This is a genomic window from Ensifer sp. ENS06 (genome assembly GCF_014852205.1).
In the GTDB taxonomy this organism is placed as follows: domain Bacteria; phylum Pseudomonadota; class Alphaproteobacteria; order Rhizobiales; family Rhizobiaceae; genus Ensifer; species Ensifer adhaerens.
Genome location: NZ_JACVBC010000010.1, coordinates 81,367 through 99,987 on the forward strand (window position 1 = coordinate 81,367; position 18,621 = coordinate 99,987).

The window sequence follows — 18,621 nt, forward strand, 5'->3', positions numbered from 1 at the left end:
GCCGGGAATGGCGTTCGCCTCCCAAAATGCTCTTAGCGAGGCGCTGAGGACCATTGTCAGCCGTGCCGAACTACGCGCCGGCGATCGGACTAGCTCGGAATAGCCAAGCTTCATTTCTTCAACCTGTTCGCGGTCGTCGGTCCCAGAGCAGTCTGATGCGCCGGCGACCACCAAGGAGGCATTCGGAATGATGGATTTGGAGGTTGACCGGCTTTGGAACGAGCCGGTGATACTGGATCGCGAGGGGCATTTGCTCCGGGTGCAAAGCACGCGGAGCTTATCTGTGTTGGAAAACCATTGGTCCCTGCACGAAGGGCCGGCATATGCGATGGCTATTGCCACCTGCTAGACGGGCTTTCTAGTGTCCAGGATGCCGGACGCAGCGCGTCGGGCATTCGTCGATGCAGCTGCATCACTAACCTTAAGATTGTAGATCGATGTGGCTCCAAGGCGTTTAACTGCCAGATGACAGCTTGTTCCAGCCGACATCTGCGCAGTCGCGGAGCCTCGCATCCTTTGAGCGTTAGTTGGAACGCACGGCGCCGTAAAAAGCGCGATTGTCGAAGCTGGCCGGCAGGTTACCGCCGATTGTGAATCCGCGCGAGAAAATCACGGATAAGCAGCGCTACCTGATCGAGGTGGGTCTCTAGGAGCCAATGCCCGCCATCGATGAAATGAAGTTCGGCGTCCGGCAAGTCGCGGAGATATGCTCGGGCAGATTTCTCCGGCATGTAGTGGTCGTTGTGTCCCCAGACGATGATGGCAGGGGGCTTATGGTCCGCCAAATATCCGCGGTGTTGCGGAAACCATGACCGGTTCTCCTTCAAACCTGCGATCAGGTTGACGGCGATTTCCTTCCGCTTTGGTGTCATGAGGGACCAATGCAGTTTCCATAGGTCGGGAGGAATGGCCTCTGCGAGACTAGGCTCCAGGTCGTTCAGGAACTCTTCCCGGAAAATCTCCTCGCTCACCGCCTCGGCCAATGCGCGTTTCATTTCCGGCAACGGAAGCGCCCAGGTCTTTTCAATGTCTGCATATTTGGGGCCCAAGGCATCTTCATAGGGGATGTCGCCGTTCTGAATGATGAGCCCGACGACGGATGCCGGCCGTAGAATGGCCATGCGAATTCCGATCGGCGATCCGAAATCATGCAGATACAGAACGAAGCGATCGATCTTAAGTGCGTCGATGAAGCTGCTCAGAAAGGCTGCGTATCCGTCGAAGCTGTAGTCGAAATCCTCCGGCGTCCCGCTGTAGCCCGCACCGGGGAAATCCGGAGCGATCAGGTGCCAGCGGTCGGAAAGCCGCGGCATTAGATTTCGAAACTCGTAGGATGAACACGGATATCCGTGTGGTAGCAAGACAACCGGAGCATCTTGTCGTCCAGCTTCCCGATAGAAGACCTCAATGCCGGCAACCATGATCCGCCGATGCCGTACCAGCGTGTCCATAGCTAATCCTCCACACGATGAGCTGACTGCTTTCGAAGGGCATCGACCGATCACCAACAAGCGCAGCCGCTCGTGACCGGGAGATAACTGGTACCATCGCCGGTTGTTCCCTTTCGGGGAACCGGCGAGCGAATATGCTGGATACCCGAAGGTTGCCGCAAGGGCGACAGCGCATTCAATTTCAATATCTTGCGCATATATCTTGAAGCGACAGATGATCCGCGCCCTAATGTTGCTGACGCCGGCGCGCCTTCCCAGTCTCGATGATCGGCTATGCCGGCCGTCTTCGCGCTCCGGTTATGCCGTCGAAGCCGAAGCACGACGCAATGCCAGATACTCCCAAATGGCAACGCCAAAGAGGGTCGCTGTCGCCAGAAACTGGAGATGATAATTGGCGGCAAGCGCAGAAAGCACTCCTGCAAGGGCAAGGATCGCGAACCCGACAATGTGCGAAATCGGGAACTGGTGCGCCGCGGCCAACTTTATCCAGATGTTGCCAGCCAAAAAAAGCGCCGGGCCTCCGAGTATCGCCAGAGCGGTTTGCATCGTGCTTTCATCTTTGGCATGGGACAGGCTGAAGTCCTCTCCGACTGCCGTCAGGATGACGCCAGAAACGATTGGCAGATGGCCGTATGTGAAGAGATTGAGCGCCAATGTCTCGGGTTTCGACGTAGCCTCCGCTTTGTTGGCGGCTTTTTCCTGGCCGTGATGGAAGTAGATCCACCACATGAAACCGGTGCTTAAAAACGCGCTGCAGAAGACAGCGAAGGTCATGTCGTCCGCCATGTGCTCTGCGGCGGAGCGGCCGGTCGTCAGGATCGTTTCACCGAGGCAGATGATTACGAACAGCGCACAACGTTCTGCCATATGCTTGCCAGAAACGTCCAACGTCTCGGGCGCTGATTTCCCCAGGCCAGGAAGATAGTACCGCAGGGCCGGAGCCAGATATTCGACGAGAAGAGCGGTACTCCAAAATGCAATTCGCGGAGTCGTCTCCATTTGAGAACCCACAAGCCAGAAGGCGCTTGCAAGGACTAGCCAGAGGGTAATCCGCAGGAACGTCAGGAAAGAGGCCGCATCGACGCGATGATAGGCGTAGAGCATGAAAAAGGAACGCCCTATCTGAATGGCGCAGTAGATCACCGCAAATGCAAATCCATGGTCTCCAAACGCGTCCGGCAAGGCGATAGCCAGCAGGATACCCCCAAACATCAGGAGAAAGAGCATCAGCCGTACTGGATCTTGCTCGGTATCGAGAAGGTTTGTAACCCAGGTCGAGTGAATCCAGATCCACCAGATCGCAAGAATGAGCAGCGCCGCCTCGACAAGGGCTGTGGGGCCGAAGTCGCTAGCAAGTGTCTTTGCGAGCTGGACCAAAGCGAACACAAAAACGAGATCGAAGAACAGTTCGGGAAAGCTTGCTCTGGTCTGGTCGGCGTCGGCCTTCCTTATCCATTGCTTTCCAGTTGCCGCCCCCTTGGCCTCTGTCGGTTCTGCCGCTCGATGTCGCGACGCTGGGTGCATTATTGTTCCTCCGCCCGAGATGGAGAAAGAGGTAGAGCGGGACGGAGTTCCAGCAATATCCCACTCGATGAGGAGAAGGCCTCTGAAGGGATTGGAGAGGAGCACGATTGCTTACAACTATTCCCCCTGTTCGAAGGGGCCGCTCGCTTGCAAAGCGGGGCGTTGATGATGCCCACTTCGACAGAAACCGCCCCTCGAGAGCCGTCCACACACTCCATTTCATGCGGGATCCGAACTAGAAGGCGCAAAGCGGTACTCTGGGTTGTCTAAGCGCTGAGCAGGGTCAACGATCTTCACGCGCCCACATTACAGTCACCGCGATACAACGCATATGCACGGAAGGCCTCGGTCTGCAGGTTAGAGCGCGTTGGATACAACCTGAGTTGCTACCGATATCAACACAGCCGCCAACGCGACCACGGTCCCAAGTCGCAAAGCCTTCATCCAACGTACCCGCGTGCCGTTCCAATCATAGCCCATTTTGCTCCCCTGTCGGGATCATGCCGCTTGGGAATGGTCGTCTCTTTTCCTGTCGAGGACGTAAAACGTTTGCGTCCTCGTGGAAACTAGCCAAAGGATCCCCAGGCGAGGCCTGTCGCTATGATTGGAGCGCCAGGCCTCTGGCCGTCTCCTCCCCGTCCGAAGACGACTGGTGCTCGCTATCACACCGCTTGCCGGAACTCTATTTGCCCATCCGGGCTAAACCCTGTGGCTAATGAGGATATCGCGATGAAATCCCTTGAGTGCAGATGAGTAGCTTGACAGGCATTAACCTGTGGGCTGAGAAATCGGCTCATCTGAATTGGTGCTTGATCGGGAAGTGGCCGCTACTGGTATGGGAGGCGGGAAGGGCGCGTTTTGCCACGTTCAGCTGCGCCGGGGAAGTGTTTGGGGCAGGATATTTCGCAGGAACAATAGCCTTTATGCGACTTTCGAAATACGGAGCCACAGCGCTCTGGGTTGTGGTCCGTCTCGCCGCTGGTCAAATAGCGATCACGTCAGGGACGTCCCCGTTCTGGCTTCGGCAAAACGATGCAAAATCCTTGAGGAATTTCTCCCCCGCCGGACGATGAGCGGGGTCCATGAGCTTTTCCATGATTGCGTCTGGCGTCTCCTTCATAACGGGAAGCCGGAAGAAAATCGTCTCGGAGAAATTTGAGCTTAATGTCAAAAGGACGGTGCGCAGCGCTGCGAGCATGTCGTCGCCTCGGTGCGAAGCGTGGATGAGGGCTATCGGTTTTGCGATTACGGCCTCCCCCGAGACAAGCCAGTCGATGGCGTTCTTGAGGCCTCCGGGAATGGTGCGAACATACTCGGGGCTGGAGATGATTAGCCCATCACTTGCCGAAATTTTCTCGACGAAGCGGATGACGCTTTCTGGGGCGTTTGCGCCCTCCAGATCGGGAGAAAAGATCGGCAGCTCACCAATATTATCAAAGACTTCAATGGTGATATCGGCTGGAGCGAGGAATTGGAAAGCCCTCAACAAGGCCGAATTGGTGGAAAGCCGACGCGTACTTCCTGAAATTCCTAGGATCCTCATTCCTCAAGGATAGTGAAAATTCCGCAGCCAGCAAGCCATCGTGGACGCGGCGCCGCTTTCAAAAGCACATTGTCAACGGTGAGGAAGGTAAAACGAGGGAACAACGGGCGGCCTTTCCTCGTTGAGAAAAACCGGGCGTAGGAGGACCAAACAATGAGTGACGAGCCGCGCGAACGCGATATTTTGTCGTTGAGTGACGACCCGCTGCCAAAGGCCGAGTTTGTTCTCAAGACACCACGCCTGGCGACGCAAAGAGAGCAGCTTGATGTGTTGCGGGCCGACGTGGCCCGGCTTGGCGAGCGCCTCATCGCCATAGCGGAGGGGACTTCCAGACTGGCGGCGCTCGAGGCGACCGTTGTTTTAGAAACGGTAGAAAGCGGTATCAGACGTCATCTCACGCCGGTTCTGATCACCGCGGGTGTTGCCGGTTATATCTGGAGCGCGTTCTTGAGGCGACGATAACTGTGCCCACCTGCTTTCTGCGACGGTGCAGCGCACTCGAAAAGACGTGGCTGAAAAAAGACGGTCCCCAAGGAGGGAGCCATCTTACACACGATCCGGAGAGATCCTGGATCGCTTGCGGGTGCATCAATAGAACCGCTCGATCATAGGAATTTTCCCATGCCTGCGCGGCCGTTTCGCTGAAAGCCGTTTTTCAGCCTTGGATGTTCGAGCGCCGTGCCCTTCACTCTCATCTCCAAAAACAGAACGCGATTGCCTTGTCGCAATCGTGGCCATGCCCTAGTTCTTGAAGCGATTTTAGTCTGGGGCCTGCCTCGGCCACGTGCCACAGAACGGGTCGTATTTTATGATTAGGCGGAAAATGCATGCGCGGAAGTGAACGCGTTGAATTGAGGAATAGGACGCGGGATGCACATCAGCGGGTAGACGCCGCGGTCGGCGAGCTCAGCACTATCGAGGACTATCGCCGGTACGTAGCGCGCGTGTTGCCGTTTCGTGCGACAATGGACGAAGCGCTGAGGAACGTCTCTTGGCCTGAAGGCTGGAATTGGCGACCATCAGGGGTTGCAGAGCTGCTTGCTCAGGACGCGTGCGATCTCGGCTTGGCACCGGCGCGCCGCATTCGGACTGATTTCGATTTTTCCGACCCAAGCGCGCTGCTCGGTGCCCTCTACGTGGTGGAAGGGTCGTCTCTCGGTGCGCGGGTCTTGCGTCAGAGGGCGTTGAAGCTTGGTTTCGATGAAACCTTCGGCGCGAAGCACCTTGTTTCGATGGCGAACGACACGACCCGATGGCCGTCCTTCCTGTCGCTCCTCGAACGAACCCGCGATTTTGACGTCGTTCGGTCTGCCGTCACGGCGAACGCCGTGTTTGCTCTCGCCCAAACTTGCTTTGAAAGTACATATCTTGTCGCAAGTTGAACCCGTCACCCTCGAGACTTGCGACAGGGAGCCCATTCATATCCCCGGGAGCATCCAACCGCACGGTTGTCTTCTGGCGTGCAATGTCGGGTTCACGACGATCGAACGCATATCGGCAAACGCTGCGAAGATGCTCGCCTGGGAGGGCAGCCTCCTTGGGCGGCCTCTTGTCGACGTGCTCGGCCCAAAGTTGTTGCATGATCTGCGCAATGCGCTTGCGGCCGCGGGAGCGGCCTCACGACCGGCCCTTTTGCTCGATGTCGCTTTTGGCGACCGCGTGTTCGACATTGCCGTCCACCTTCACAAGTCGGCCGTCATCATTGAGTTCGAGCCGGCGCCGTCGATCGGTCAGCCCTTGCATATCGCGCGCGAGATGATTGGCCGTATCAAGGACATCACCGACGTCGACCGTCTCGTGCAGCGCGCGTGCCGGATCGTTGCCGGTACCATCGGCTATGACCGCGTGATGATCTACCGCTTTGAGCAGGACGGATCAGGCAAGGTCGTCAGCGAAGCGAAACGCGCCGATCTTGAGAGTTTTCTGGGCCAGTATTTTCCAGCAAGCGATATCCCCCAGCAGGCCCGCGCACTTTATCTCAAGAACACCATTCGCGTCATTTCGGACGCGAGCGGTGCGCGCGTCCCGGTCGAGCCGGTTCTGGACGGATCCGGCGAACCATTGGACCTCAGTTTCGCGCACTTGCGCAGCGTTTCGCCCATCCATTGCGAATACTTGCGCAACATGGGCGTCGCCGCGTCGATGTCGATTTCGGTTGTTCTGGACGGCCAGCTCTGGGGGTTGATCGCCTGCCACCATTATTCGCCGCGCGCCCTGCCGATGGCTCAACGCGTTGCGCTTGAAGTGTTCGGCGAATTTTTCTCGCTGCACCTGAAATCTCTGAAGGAACGTCGCCGGGTTGCGGCCGTCGCCGGCACACGCGAAGCGCTCGACCGTTTTCTCATTTTGTCCTCCCATCACGAGGATGTGGGTGAGCTGTTGCGCCAAAGCCTGCGTGAATTCTCGCAGTTGCTGGCAAACGACGGCATCGGCGTCATGGTCGATGGCAAATGGGCGGGGATCGGCACCGCTCCGCCGGACGAAGAAAGAGCCGCTCTTCTGGACTTCATCCGCACTGTCAGCGAAGGGCGCGTTTGGGCGACACATGCCCTGTCACAGAAGTTCCCGGAGGCATCGGCCTACAGCGAGCGGCTTTCGGGCGTTCTCGCCATTCCCCTTTCGCAAACCGGCTCGGATTGCCTGGTGTTTTTTCGCAAAGAACTGGTCCAGACCCTCAACTGGGCCGGCAATCCTGAAAAGACCTATGAGGCAGGTCCACTCGGCGACCGTCTCACACCACGCAAGAGCTTTGCGATCTGGAAGGAGACAGTCCAGGCGCAGGCGCAGCCCTGGTCGGAGGCCGAGCGGGAAATCGCCGAGATCGTCCGGGTCGCGATCGTCGAGGTGGTGCTGCGACACAACGAGCTGATGGCGGGCGAGCGCCGCAAGTCCGAGGTTCGGCAGCGGATGCTGAACCAGGAGCTTAGCCACCGCGTCAAGAACATCCTCGCCGTCATCAAATCTCTGGTGACAAGCCCCCAACAGCACAAGAAATCGCTCGAAGAATATGTTTCGACGCTGCAGGGTCGCATCGAGGCGCTCGCAATCGCGCATGACCAGGTCGTGCGCGGAGATGGCGGCGGGATCCTGGCGGATCTCCTGGAGGCCGAACTCCAGCCTTACCGGACAAATCTGTCGACAATTACGCTCGAAGGTCCTGCCGTCTGGCTCGACAGCCGCGCTTTTTCGGTAATGGCGCTGGTGTTTCACGAGCTCGCGACCAACGCCGCCAAATACGGAGCGCTTTCGGTGACGGCTGGCGAAGTAGAGGTGCGCTGGACGATGACCGGCTCCGATTGCGACGTCTCCTGGCGCGAGCGAAACGGTCCACTCGTCACTCTGCCGTTACGCAGGGGATTCGGTAGTGCCCTCATCGAGCGCAGCGTCCCCTACGATCTTCATGGGCGCAGCTCCGTCCGCTTCGAACCATCGGGGCTTGAGGCAGAGTTCAGCATCCCCTCCCCACACGTCAAACTCACCGCGTTAGGTCCGACAATGGAAACATATACGGTCGGTACCGCCGCTCCCGAACAAAGCGGCCTTGGCCGTGCAAACCCCAGGGTTCTGATCGTTGAGGATCAGATGCTCATAGCGCTTGATCTCGAAGCGATGCTGTCGGACGAAGGGTTCTCGGAGGTTTCGACGGCGAGCTCCGTGCAGCAGGCCATGGCACATATCGAGAGGACTGCTCCGGAACTGGCGATTCTCGATATCAATCTCGGGCAGACCAATTCGTTCGGGATCGCCGGCGAACTCATGCGCAGAGGCACTCCATTCGTTTTTGCTACAGGCTATGGCGAGGGAGCAGAACTGCCGCCGGACCTTATCGGCGTGCCGATCGTGCGCAAACCCTACAGCAGAAATGCCATCGTCGGAGCGCTTTCACTGCTGTGGGACGAGACCCTGTCCAGAGACGCGCAAAGGGCAGTGACAGGAACGACGAAGGGAAAGACCGAAATCGATGTCTGACATCAAGTCGCTGTCTCGCGAGCAACTCGAAGACGAGATCCTGAGGCTGAGGGCCCTGTCGCAGGGAGGCGCCGCGCTGAAGGTCCATAACGCCAGCGACGACGACGCGCGAGAGGCACGCTATCGAGCCCTTTTCGAGGCGATCGACGATGGTTTCTGCATTATTGGCTTCATCGACGGACCACATGGTCCGCTCAGCGATTACGTACACCTTGAAGCAAATTCCGGCTATGGCCGGCATACAGGCATCTCGGACATCGTCGGCAAACGGCTTCGGGAGATTGAACCCGGCAACGCGGATGTCTGGTTGGACGTCTATGGCAGCGTGTTGCGCACCGGCAAACCAGTGCGCTTCGAGCAGGAGTTCAAATCAGTCGCCAGGCATATCGAAGTTTCGGCCACCCGCATCGAGCCGGCAGGCCTGCGCCAGGTGGCGGTCCTATTTCGCGACGTAACCGAGAGGAAGAAGGCCGAAGCGGCGCTACGCGAGAGCGAAAGCCACGCGCGCGATAACATACAGCGTGTGCAAATGGCGATGGCCGCAGGGGCGATCATCGGCACGTGGCTGTGGGACGTGCCTACCGATCGCTTTACGGTCGACGAAGCTTTTGCGACCGCGTTTGGGTTCGATCCGCAGCAAGGGCGCTCAGGCCTGAGCCTTGCCGATATCGTCGGCGCCGTTCATCCCGACGATCAGGAACGAGTGACGGCCTCGGTCCGAGAGGCCCTGGCAAAAGGCGGAGCCTATGCCCACCAATACAGGACGCGTCGCGAGGACGGGAGGTATCGCTGGCTCGAGGCGAACGGTCGCGTGGAATGCAGCAGTGACGGTGTTGCGCTTAAATTTCCGGGTGTCCTGATCGATATCGAGGAGCGGCGCGCGGTCGAAGCCGAACGTGACCATGCCCTTGCGGCCCTCCGCACGCTCAACGAAACGCTAGAGCAACGGGTAGAGGAACGCACCGCAGCCCTTGTCCAGGCGGAAGACGCCCTGCGGCAGGCGCAGAAGATGGAGGCTGTCGGGCAACTAACCGGGGGCCTGGCGCACGACTTCAACAACATCCTCGCCGGCATCAGCGGCAGCCTTGATCTGATGAAAACTCGGCTCGCCCAGGGCCGTGTGGGTGAGATCGACCGTTATATGACGGGAGCACAAGGGGCGGTGAAGCGGGCCGCGGGCCTAACTCAGCGCCTCCTTGCCTTTTCCCGCAGGCAGACGCTCGATCCGAAGCCGTCGGACATCAATCGCATCGTCGCGGGTATGCAAGATCTGATCAGCCGAAGCGTCGGTCCTGGGGTGGCGGTCGAGACTGTCGGAGCAGGAGGGCTGTGGACGGCCTTCGTCGATGTTGGCCAGCTCGAGAACGCTCTGCTCAATCTTTGCATCAACGCTCGCGACGCGATGCCGGATGGTGGACGCTTGACGATCGAGACCGGCAATCGGTGGCTCGACGAACGCGCTGCGGCCCAACGTGGATTGCCGCCGGGGCAATATGTCTCCTTGTGCGTCAGCGACACCGGTACGGGCATGTCGCCGGATGTGGTCGCCCGCGCCTTTGATCCGTTTTTCACGACGAAGCCGATCGGACAGGGGACGGGGCTTGGCCTTTCCATGGTCTACGGTTTTGCCGGCCAATCCGGTGGTGCCGTGCGCATATACTCCGAAGTGGGCAAGGGCACGATGATCTGCATTTATTTGCCCCGCCACGCGGCCGAAGATCATAGCTCCGACATACCAGCCGACGCGGGGCCCGCGCCTGCAGCGACCGGAGTTCACACCATCCTAGTCGTGGACGACGAACCCCTGGTCAGGATGGTCGCGGTCGAAATTCTCGAAGAGCTGGGCTACGAAGTGCTGGAGGCGAGCGACGGCCCTTCCGCCCTTAAAATGCTTGATGCACGCCCCACAATCGATCTTCTGGTTACCGACGTCGGGCTGCCGAACGGCATGAACGGACGGCAGCTTGCGGATGCGGTGCGCGTCCAGCGTCCCGGTCTTAACGTACTCTTCGTCACAGGGTATGCGGAGAACGCAGTACTCAACCACGGGCACCTCGACCATGGCATGGAAGTGGTCACCAAACCCTTCACAGCTGACGTGCTGGCGCGGCGGGTCGAAAGCTTGATCCGCCAATGACAACTGGGTCTGGCGCGCCAGGCTTGCTGCATTTCGCCGATGGACAGCCAACTGCGCTCAGCTGACGGGGACCACCGGGCAATCTGCAAGTCCGCGCTCATTTCAGGAGTTTCGAAGTGCTCGATAACCCTCGTTCTGGTCAAGCTACGCCCTTGGTCTGAATTTCCGTCCGACCAAAGCCCGTAAGGGGAACAAAAAATCAACCTCCGCATTTAGCTGTCGGCGACGACGGTCGTCGCGGCAAGGCGTTTTCGTTGGAAATTCAATCGCTTTCGATTTCGCGCTGATACCAAAAGGCATTCCCAGTGACGGGCAGAGGAGCAAAACCATGAAAGCGATCGGATCGCTGGCATTTGGCATCGCATTGTCCGTTTGCGCCAGCGCCGCGGCTGCGTCCGTCGCCTCACTCGTGCTGGCCAAGCCCACCGAACCTCCTCTGCTGAAGTCGGCTTCGGCTCCAGATCTTTGGACCGCAACACCGGTCCGGATCGACCGGAGCCAGCAGAACTACCAGCGTTTGCCGCCCGTCTATTCCACTTACGTCACGAACCCGGTTTCGGCGAAGCGAACATCGGGGCGTCTGGCACTCACCGCTCCAACCTTGGTGACCTCCCATACCGGCCTCTCGACAGCCCACCGCGATTGGTGCTCAAGCCGCTACCGGTCCTATAACCCCGAAACCAACGCGTACCGCTCATACGGTGGACAAATACGAACGTGCCAGTCGCCTTACGCGGTCATGTACCCGATCCACAAAGACCGGACGGCGCAAATCGATCGGCGGTTCGTGGGCTACGCGACGGCCGAATCGCGTACCGTCTCGTGTACCGTCCGCTATCAGTCGTATCGAGCCGATGACAACACCTACCAGCCCTACAACGGCCCTCGAAGGCACTGCCTTTATCCATCCCAAGATGCGCGCCTCGAAGCGAGCAACAGCGTGCGGCCCGTGTCGGGGCGATGAGCAGCCCGCAAGTCAACTGCGGCACGAACATTCTTCGGCGGCACCGGCCTCTCCCGGGCGTGCGTTGCGACGGCTGAGGCATTCAAGGGATCGCGATCCCGATGGATAGCGAGAGTAAAGCGGAAGAATGAGCGTTCGTCCGGCTATCCAACCTCTACCGGAACATGGAGATGCAAAGAGTTGGAGAAAATCACGCGAAAGCGCAAATTGCGGTCCAATCGGCCACTGTGGTCCAACACGCGTCATATCAAGGTTGTCGCGCAAAGTCGCATCTCCGTTGACAAAGTCGATGTGTTGATCGTCGGCGCCGGCATCGGAGGGGCGCTGATGGCGTTGTCCCTTGCCAAGCGAGACATGAAAATTCTCGTCGTCGACCGACGCGGCCCGGTACAAGGCAGCACTTTGGCGAGCACTGCGATGATCCAGCACGAGATCGATGTGCCGCTCCACCAGCTCACCTCGATGATTGGAAAGGACAAGGCGCGGCGCGCATGGCAACGCTCCGCAAGAGCAGTGGAAACACTGATTACGCTCGTCGATAATCTTGGAATCGACTGTGGCTTTGAACGAAAGAAGTCTCTTTATCTGTCCGGCAATGCCCATGGTGCCCGAGCGCTTCGCCTGGAGACTGACGCACGTCAGAGCGCTGGCATTTCAGCAAGGTTTCTCAAGTCTGCTTGCTTGCGCGAAGAGTTCGGTCTCAATCGGACTGCGGCAATCGAGTCCGATATTTCTGCAGCCGCAAATCCGGCGCAATTGACAGCCGGCTTGTGGCGCAAAGCCCAGAGGGACGGTGTTTCGCTCATAGGCGACACGGAGATTACCGACGTACGCAGCGTTGAAGGATGGAACGCCGCTGCGACCTCGACAGGCGAAATCATACTGGCCAAGCACGTTGTGTTTTGCACGGGCTACGAGTTTCTCGACGTCGTGGCCCACCAAGGCCATCGGATGGTATCCACCTGGGCGCTTGCGACTAAGCCGCACCATCCACGGCCTGACTGGCTTAAGAACTATGTTCTTTGGGAGGCATCCGATCCATACCTCTATTTTCGCTCGACCAAGGATGGTCGCCTGATTGTTGGAGGGGAGGACGAAGAAAGCGCCACCGCATTTGCGGACCCTATCAAGCTTAGAGCCAAATCCCAGATCTTGCGCGCAAAGCTGTCGGCGCTCCTGGAAATACCAATCGGCGAACCGGATTATCTTTGGGCCGCGCCTTTTGGCATTACCTCTGACGGATTGCCGCTTATCGGAAACGTTCCGGGGCTGGAGAATGTCTATGCTGTGATGGGTTATGGGGGCAATGGCATTACCTACAGCCAGATCGCTGCGGAGGTCGTGTCGTCAGAGATTTTGGGCTACCGCGACCCAGATAGCGAATTGTTTGCCTTTCGCTGAGCTTTGAAGCCAGGCAGCAAGCAGAAAGGCCGCCGGAACGGCGGCCTTTGAAGATAAAGAGTGGAGGTAGCTTTGGATCAATGGAAACGCTGGTTTGAATACCAGTCGTCGATATCTTTCCTCGCCTGATCCTTGGCATATCCATAACGCTCCTGGATCTTGCCTTCGAGTTGCTCGCGTTTACCGTTGATCTGGTCGAGGTCATCGTCGGTGAGTTTGCCCCACTGCTCCTTGACCTTACCCTTAATCTGCTTCCAGTTGCCTTCAACACGGTTCCAATCCATTTTGGGGACGCTCCATTGCTATTTCAGGTACATTTCTTGAACGAGTGAGCTACGCACTTGTTCCGTTATTTGTTGAGACGAATGATGGTGCTGTTTGTCGGGCCCGGCTCTATGAACCTCGAGACAGTTTAGCCGACTGCAGGCCCTGCCTCGTTGGTTTAGGCAATGCTTATCCGTTGCCAGCGGCATTATGCCGGTATGCCGGCAACGGATGAATTTAGGACCCGAGAAGACGCCTTGGGGACATCAGCGCCTGTAGCGCCGCCGCTCCTGTTCAACCTCATCGGGCGTATAGGGAGCGAGCGTCGGATCAAAGCGCCGCCAGCCCTGCTCGGAATAAGAAGCTCGACGCTGCACCGGGTCGACCCAGCTACCGCGGCGTAGGATCGCTTCGGCATCCGCCTGGAGCGCGTCGTCGACCCGTGCCGTGACGACCGCGCCACCGCGCCGTACGCCTTCCGCATAGACATGGGCATGTTCTTCCGGAACGCCCGAATCCGTCATCGCTCCGATAATCCCGCCGGCGGCACCACCTGCTACCGCGCCGGCGGCAGCACCCGCCGCGGTCGCGGCAAGCCAACCGGCTGCGACCACCGGACCGACACCCGGGATGGCCATGACCCCAAGGCCAGTCAAAAGGCCGCCAATGCCACCGACCGCAGCGCCGACACCGGCGCCTGTCCCAGCGCCTTCAGCCGCGTTGCTTTCGTTTGCAGTGCCGTACCGATCCCCAACATTGTTGGAAACGATGCTGATGTCGTCCGACGGCACGCCGCGATCTTCAAGGGCTGACACAGCGGCGCGGGCGTCCGAATAGTCGTCAAAAAGTCCACTAACGGTTTTCATGGGGATTTCCTCGTTCTGGAGTTAGTTGGCAACAATGTTGCCCTGGTAGTCGAGCGCGACCTGCATGGATTTGCCGTCCTTCGAGGCAGTTGCGCGCCAGACGCCCTTGTCGTCGAGCTTTAGACCGGTCACATCGGTGTAGCCGGCGTCAGTAAGGCGATCCTTGGCCTGTTCTTCAGTGAAACTGTTGGCGCCGGCGACGGGCGCTGTTGGATTGGTGGTGTCTGGTGTTGCCACGGCAGGCGTATCACCATCTGCTGTAGCCGGAGGTGTGGCGGTCTGCGCGAGCGCGCCCAAACTCGATACGCCGAGGAAGACCGCGGCGAGCAGGATATTTTTCATGATTCTGTTCCTCGTTTCGATCCTCGGGATGCGGGCATCCGGAGGAAAAATTTGAGATCATAAGAGCCACATCTCCGTTCGTTTCGACCCGGTGAGCAGCATGATGGATTATATGCAGCAGACTGAGGGAACACTGCGCTTCAGCATCAATGCTCCCTTCGGACGGACTTTACATGGCGTCCATGCCCTTGATGGCATTGTCGAGATGCGACGTGCATTTCTCCATGTCGTTCGCCATCATGGCATCTCTCGCCATGGTGAGTTCCTTGGTGGACTCGATCTTTTTTGCGCCGTCGGAGATTTGCGCGACTTGCTGTTCGGCCTTAGCGATTGAAGCTTCATCGCAAACGACCTTTTGCTGTGCCAGAGCGGGGCTGGCAAATGCCGCGATGAGGGCGAAAGTAGCAATCCGTTTCAGCATTTGTATGTTCTCCATTGGGCCGATACGACACCGGCGTTCACCGCCATTGAACGGCAAAACGGGTCGTTCTGTTCCGTTGATAGCGGGCCGAAAAGCGAAGTTTTTTCAAGGAACATCCAAGCGTTTGGTGCGTTAGGAGCGCGTGCAACTGTGGGTCTAGATGTGCGCTTTTTATGGGCTTTTGGCCGCCTTCAGAGTGAACAGCGAGCGCGGGTGCCGGTGCATAGGACGGAGGGCTTTGCGCGCTAGTCTTGTGGGTGGTCGTCAGGGGCGAAGATGCTCCCCGTCTCATCGCCATCCCAGTAGGTGACTTTCGACGCGTGAACCTTGATCATTAAAAGACCGGGGGTGTCCACGCCTTGGGGAAACCATCTTTCAAGCTCGCTCATCCAATGCTCGGCAAACGTCTGCTTGTCACCCACGAGCGAAGCATTCCCTTGGATTGCAATGAAAATACCGGGTTTGCCGAGAAGGCTCGGACGAGCGGTGTAAGTCAGGGCTACCTTCGGATCTGCCTTGATCTCGGTGATTTTTTGTGACTGCTCAAAGCAAAAGAACCAGGTGTCCCCCCTATAGTCCACGTCGCCATTGTTGCTCATTGGTCGACTGGAGATGGTTCCGTCTGCCTTCTTTGTCGAAAGCATGCCGAAGTCGATATTCTTCAGTTCGTTGGAGATGTCGTTGAGCGTCAAAGTCATCGTGCACTCCCGTTGGCGTTCAGGTCCTAACCGCGAGAGCACAAACAGGTTCCTTGACACCGCCCTGGCGCACGTCGTCGGTCACGGTTCGCTGAAACCGGTCGCGGAAACACGGGAGCGACCTGCAGGATCGTTGCGAAAGATCAGTCCACCCCGCGCCTTCGATCGCGCCGGCACGTAGTCAAGCGTGATCTCCGCGGTCTCTATGACATTATCGTTGTCGGTGATTTCGCCACGTACGACGACGGCGGCCGCCGTTCGGTCGGCTGCATTGTTAACATCGAACATGACCAGATATCCGCCAGCACTCCCCGCGCTGCTGACGATCGTCACCGAGAGGTCCGGAGGCCCATCGGCCTGGGTTGCAGCCTGATAGCTGATCCAGCCAATAAGCGCCGTGATCAGGATGGCGGAAACCGCACCGGTCGTCCATTCGATCCAATGCGCTCGACGATTTTCAACGGAGCCTGGTTTCGGGGACTTTGCCATCACGTTACCTACAGAATGAGGCGCGCTGCGGCTGCGCCGATTGCGCTCGGGAAGGCGAGGACAGCCGTGGCGACAATCGCTTGTGTTGGATCGAGGCCGTCCAGCCGATGAAACGTCCATAGGCAATAGAGGCTGATCGCGAATGCGATGACGTAACCCGGCGTTGTGAAGCGGATAAGGGCATGCCAGCCAGGTGTGTTCTCATCGAGTTCATGGCCGCCTATGAAAGACAGGGCGTAGACGAAGCCATGCATCAGCAGGATCGACGCCAAGATTGCGGCAATGGCGTGCCACAGCGACATCTTAAAGGATATCAGGATCATTTCTTCGGTTGGGGCGACGTTGAGACCGAGAAACAGAGCCCCAACGACCATCATAAAAAGTTCGCCACCGTAACCATCGCCCCGCGTCTCGCCGATCGGATCCTTCTCGTCCTCGCCGCTTTCGGTTCGTGTCCCCAGTTCGCTGCGGCCGAGCAAGGCGCCAATGCTGGCTGGGACCGCCTGAATGGCGATCATTCCAAGCACTTCTGGCAGGGCCTGGCCAATCTTTAGGACGCCAATCATGAAAAGAACAAAGACACTCGCCGCGATACCCAGGCAGTATGCAATGCTTGCGTCTCGCAGCGCTTCGCGCCACGTCGATACATTTTCAAAGCCGATCCGACGCGCAAGGAGGACAAGCAGCGGAATGTTGACCACAAGCAAAATAAGCAGCCGGTCGCGGTCGATGTAGAGGCCGAGTTCCCACATTTCCATCGTGAGGAACATAGGCAGCGCAAAAAGCAACGCGCCGGCGAAGCCGCGTGCGAGGCCCTTCGCGAAGCGGCCATGGTCAAAATCGGCCCGCGTCCCGCCCTTGGTCATCTTTCCCTCTCAAGGTTGCTGTCGGCCTCGCAAGGACGCGGCAGCATTTCTCTGACAGAGGTAACGTCGAGAGACAGCGCAAGTTCCTGATGTCCAGCCGGCCGGTCCAGCCCCTCAATGTCGGCGTTTCCTTGCTTGCATCGATCAAGTGCACATCGAACCCGTTCAGCCGTCCGCACTCCGGTGATCGCGACCGGCGCGTAGCGCTCATGCTTTCGTTGCTCAGGGCATTGGAACAATAACAACGTCCACGTCTTTCCACGGGGTTGGTAGCCCTTGGGAAAGGGAATGTTCGTGAAGTTGGAGCAGTAAGCTATGCCCTTGGGTTCTTTCGACAAGGCGGGGAGTGAAGATATCTTGCGAGCGAGGCTTGCGGCCATTGTGGAGTCGTCCTTCGACGCCATCGTCAGCAAGGATCTCGATGGTACCGTGCGAACCTGGAACGGCGCAGCCGAACGCATGTTCGGCTACTCAGCCGAGGAGATGGTCGGGCGATCAATCCTGACGATCATACCCACTCATCTTCACGACGAAGAGCGAGATCTGCTGCAGCGCCTGCGCAAAGGTGAAAGGATTGAACCGTTCGAAACCGTCAGGCAGCGCAAGGACGGCAGCTTTGTAACCGTTTCGCTGACGATCTCCCCGATCCGCAACTCCAAGGGCCGCATCATCGGAGCATCCAAGGTTGCGCGCGACATCACATCCGCAAGGGACCGTGAAAGGCGAATTCGCCTGCTGCTGCGGGAGGTCAACCACCGGGTCAAGAACCACTATGCCATCATTCTTTCGATGATCCGGCAGAGCAGGAGCGAAGAAACGGAACCTGCGGTTTTCCAGAAGGACCTTGAAAACCGCATATGGGCCCTCTCGGCATCCCACGACCTGATTGCGTCGGCAGATTGGCAAGCAACAGATCTAAGAGGCCTGGTCGAAAAGCAGATCGCAGCGTTTCATGCTGAAGCGTTCTGTCAGATTTCTGGCCCGGGCATCGCGCTTGCCCCAGCTGCAATCGAAAATCTTGGGATGGCGATCCACGAGTTAGCCCTTCATTCGTCAAAGGGCGGCGTATTGCGGTCGCGTGCCGGCACGATTTCAATTACCTGGGCGCTGGCCACTTCCCCGGCAGGCCTTGCCTTTTCGATGTCTTGGGATGAGCACCCTGGCCCTGAAGGTCGCGACTATCAGTTGCCGCGCTCGGGTTTTGGCGCGGTCGTGCTAAAGAGGACAGTGCCGCAGGCCCTAAACGCCAAGGTGGAATCCGCCCACGGAGACGGATTTGCCCGGTGGCGGTTGGTCGGGCCCGCGGACCGCTTCCTGGAGTGGCCGCGCTTCTCTCTGTGAAATCACTGCAGTGACCACTGTGCACTGTCACCAAAATGTGACAGGCGGTGCCTGGCGAGAATGAGGTGGCGGCAGGGAGATGGAAAAAGAACGAGGGAGCCATAGTTAGAGCTCGCAAATTCAGCATTCCGCGGTTTAGCGGGAAAGGTTTTGGGGCAGACGGGTGAACAAACGGCCTGTTATTTCAAAAGTTTGTACGCTTCGGCGGGCAGGTTTGATAATGCAACATAGAATCAGCGCGAATCCGTCAGGGCTGGTCGAATTCCGACTTCGGCAGGAACCGCCGCTGAACCAGAACGTCTTCGCAATCCAGCCACGCACCGTCAGCACACGGTCGCTGTTTCC

At 58.4% G+C, this 18,621-nt stretch carries 17 protein-coding genes; 7 read left to right on the forward strand and 10 right to left on the reverse strand.

Annotation, left to right across the window (positions count from 1 at the left end; translation table 11 throughout):
* Positions 1–578: 578 nt before the first annotated feature.
* From IB279_RS27150 to IB279_RS27160, 3 genes are all read right to left on the reverse strand, one after another.
* Positions 579–1,451 carry an alpha/beta fold hydrolase gene (locus IB279_RS27150; RefSeq protein ID WP_192340032.1) on the reverse strand — a complete coding sequence of 291 codons (873 nt, stop codon included), beginning with the start codon at positions 1,449–1,451 and terminating at the stop codon, positions 579–581.
* A gap of 297 nt (positions 1,452–1,748) precedes the next feature.
* Positions 1,749–2,975: a low temperature requirement protein A gene (locus IB279_RS27155; protein ID WP_083523794.1), complete on the reverse strand. Its 1,227-nt coding sequence runs from the start codon at positions 2,973–2,975 to the stop codon at positions 1,749–1,751.
* A gap of 982 nt (positions 2,976–3,957) precedes the next feature.
* Positions 3,958–4,518 (reverse strand): NADPH-dependent FMN reductase, encoded by a 561-nt coding sequence (locus IB279_RS27160; RefSeq protein WP_113135570.1) that lies wholly within the window; start codon positions 4,516–4,518, stop codon positions 3,958–3,960.
* A 153-nt stretch (positions 4,519–4,671) separates the two neighbouring features.
* Between IB279_RS27160 and IB279_RS27165 the strand changes: the two genes are divergently transcribed.
* From IB279_RS27165 to IB279_RS27185, 6 genes are all read left to right on the forward strand, one after another.
* Entirely contained in the window at positions 4,672–4,980 is a 309-nt protein-coding gene (locus IB279_RS27165; protein WP_090299791.1) for a hypothetical protein, read from the forward strand.
* Between the two features lie 365 nt (positions 4,981–5,345).
* Positions 5,346–5,900, forward strand: a complete 555-nt coding sequence (locus IB279_RS37410) for a biliverdin-producing heme oxygenase (protein ID WP_234852905.1) — start codon at positions 5,346–5,348, stop codon at positions 5,898–5,900.
* Positions 5,887–8,487, forward strand: coding sequence for an HWE histidine kinase domain-containing protein (locus IB279_RS27170; protein WP_246802149.1), 2,601 nt, complete (start codon positions 5,887–5,889; stop codon positions 8,485–8,487). The genes IB279_RS37410 and IB279_RS27170 overlap by 14 nt, the downstream gene beginning before the upstream one ends.
* Positions 8,480–10,624: a response regulator gene (locus tag IB279_RS27175; RefSeq protein WP_082566423.1), complete on the forward strand. Its 2,145-nt coding sequence runs from the start codon at positions 8,480–8,482 to the stop codon at positions 10,622–10,624. Before IB279_RS27170 ends, IB279_RS27175 begins: the two co-directional genes overlap by 8 nt.
* 328 nt (positions 10,625–10,952) lie before the next feature.
* Positions 10,953–11,588 (forward strand): BA14K family protein, encoded by a 636-nt coding sequence (locus IB279_RS27180; protein WP_113554079.1) that lies wholly within the window; start codon positions 10,953–10,955, stop codon positions 11,586–11,588.
* Between the two features lie 180 nt (positions 11,589–11,768).
* Positions 11,769–12,989 (forward strand): FAD-binding oxidoreductase, encoded by a 1,221-nt coding sequence (locus IB279_RS27185; RefSeq protein WP_127890973.1) that lies wholly within the window; start codon positions 11,769–11,771, stop codon positions 12,987–12,989.
* Between the two features lie 77 nt (positions 12,990–13,066).
* On the opposite strand, the gene IB279_RS27190 is transcribed toward IB279_RS27185, so the two are convergent.
* The 7 genes from IB279_RS27190 to IB279_RS27220 all read right to left on the reverse strand — a co-directional run bounded on the left by IB279_RS27190 (position 13,067) and on the right by IB279_RS27220 (position 16,935).
* The gene (locus tag IB279_RS27190; protein WP_034803410.1) at positions 13,067–13,273 is read right to left on the reverse strand and encodes a CsbD family protein; all 207 of its coding nucleotides are present in this window, start codon (positions 13,271–13,273) and stop codon (positions 13,067–13,069) included.
* Between the two features lie 246 nt (positions 13,274–13,519).
* On the reverse strand, positions 13,520–14,119 hold the full coding sequence (locus IB279_RS27195; protein ID WP_060530547.1) for a general stress protein: 600 nt from the start codon (positions 14,117–14,119) through the stop codon (positions 13,520–13,522).
* A 21-nt stretch (positions 14,120–14,140) separates the two neighbouring features.
* Positions 14,141–14,461 (reverse strand): PepSY domain-containing protein, encoded by a 321-nt coding sequence (locus tag IB279_RS27200; RefSeq protein WP_060530546.1) that lies wholly within the window; start codon positions 14,459–14,461, stop codon positions 14,141–14,143.
* A 169-nt stretch (positions 14,462–14,630) separates the two neighbouring features.
* The gene (locus tag IB279_RS27205) at positions 14,631–14,882 is read right to left on the reverse strand and encodes a hypothetical protein (RefSeq protein WP_034794901.1); all 252 of its coding nucleotides are present in this window, start codon (positions 14,880–14,882) and stop codon (positions 14,631–14,633) included.
* A 245-nt stretch (positions 14,883–15,127) separates the two neighbouring features.
* Positions 15,128–15,580 carry a pyridoxamine 5'-phosphate oxidase family protein gene (locus IB279_RS27210; RefSeq protein ID WP_034794899.1) on the reverse strand — a complete coding sequence of 151 codons (453 nt, stop codon included), beginning with the start codon at positions 15,578–15,580 and terminating at the stop codon, positions 15,128–15,130.
* Between the two features lie 81 nt (positions 15,581–15,661).
* Positions 15,662–16,069, reverse strand: coding sequence for a TIGR02588 family protein (locus tag IB279_RS27215; protein WP_162741099.1), 408 nt, complete (start codon positions 16,067–16,069; stop codon positions 15,662–15,664).
* Between the two features lie 8 nt (positions 16,070–16,077).
* Entirely contained in the window at positions 16,078–16,935 is an 858-nt protein-coding gene (locus IB279_RS27220; protein ID WP_060608044.1) for a TIGR02587 family membrane protein, read from the reverse strand.
* 315 nt (positions 16,936–17,250) lie between these two features.
* Between IB279_RS27220 and IB279_RS27225 the strand changes: the two genes are divergently transcribed.
* Complete coding sequence (locus IB279_RS27225) at positions 17,251–18,276, forward strand: PAS domain S-box protein (protein ID WP_192340036.1); 1,026 nt, start codon at positions 17,251–17,253, stop codon at positions 18,274–18,276.
* Positions 18,277–18,621: the final 345 nt, after the last annotated feature.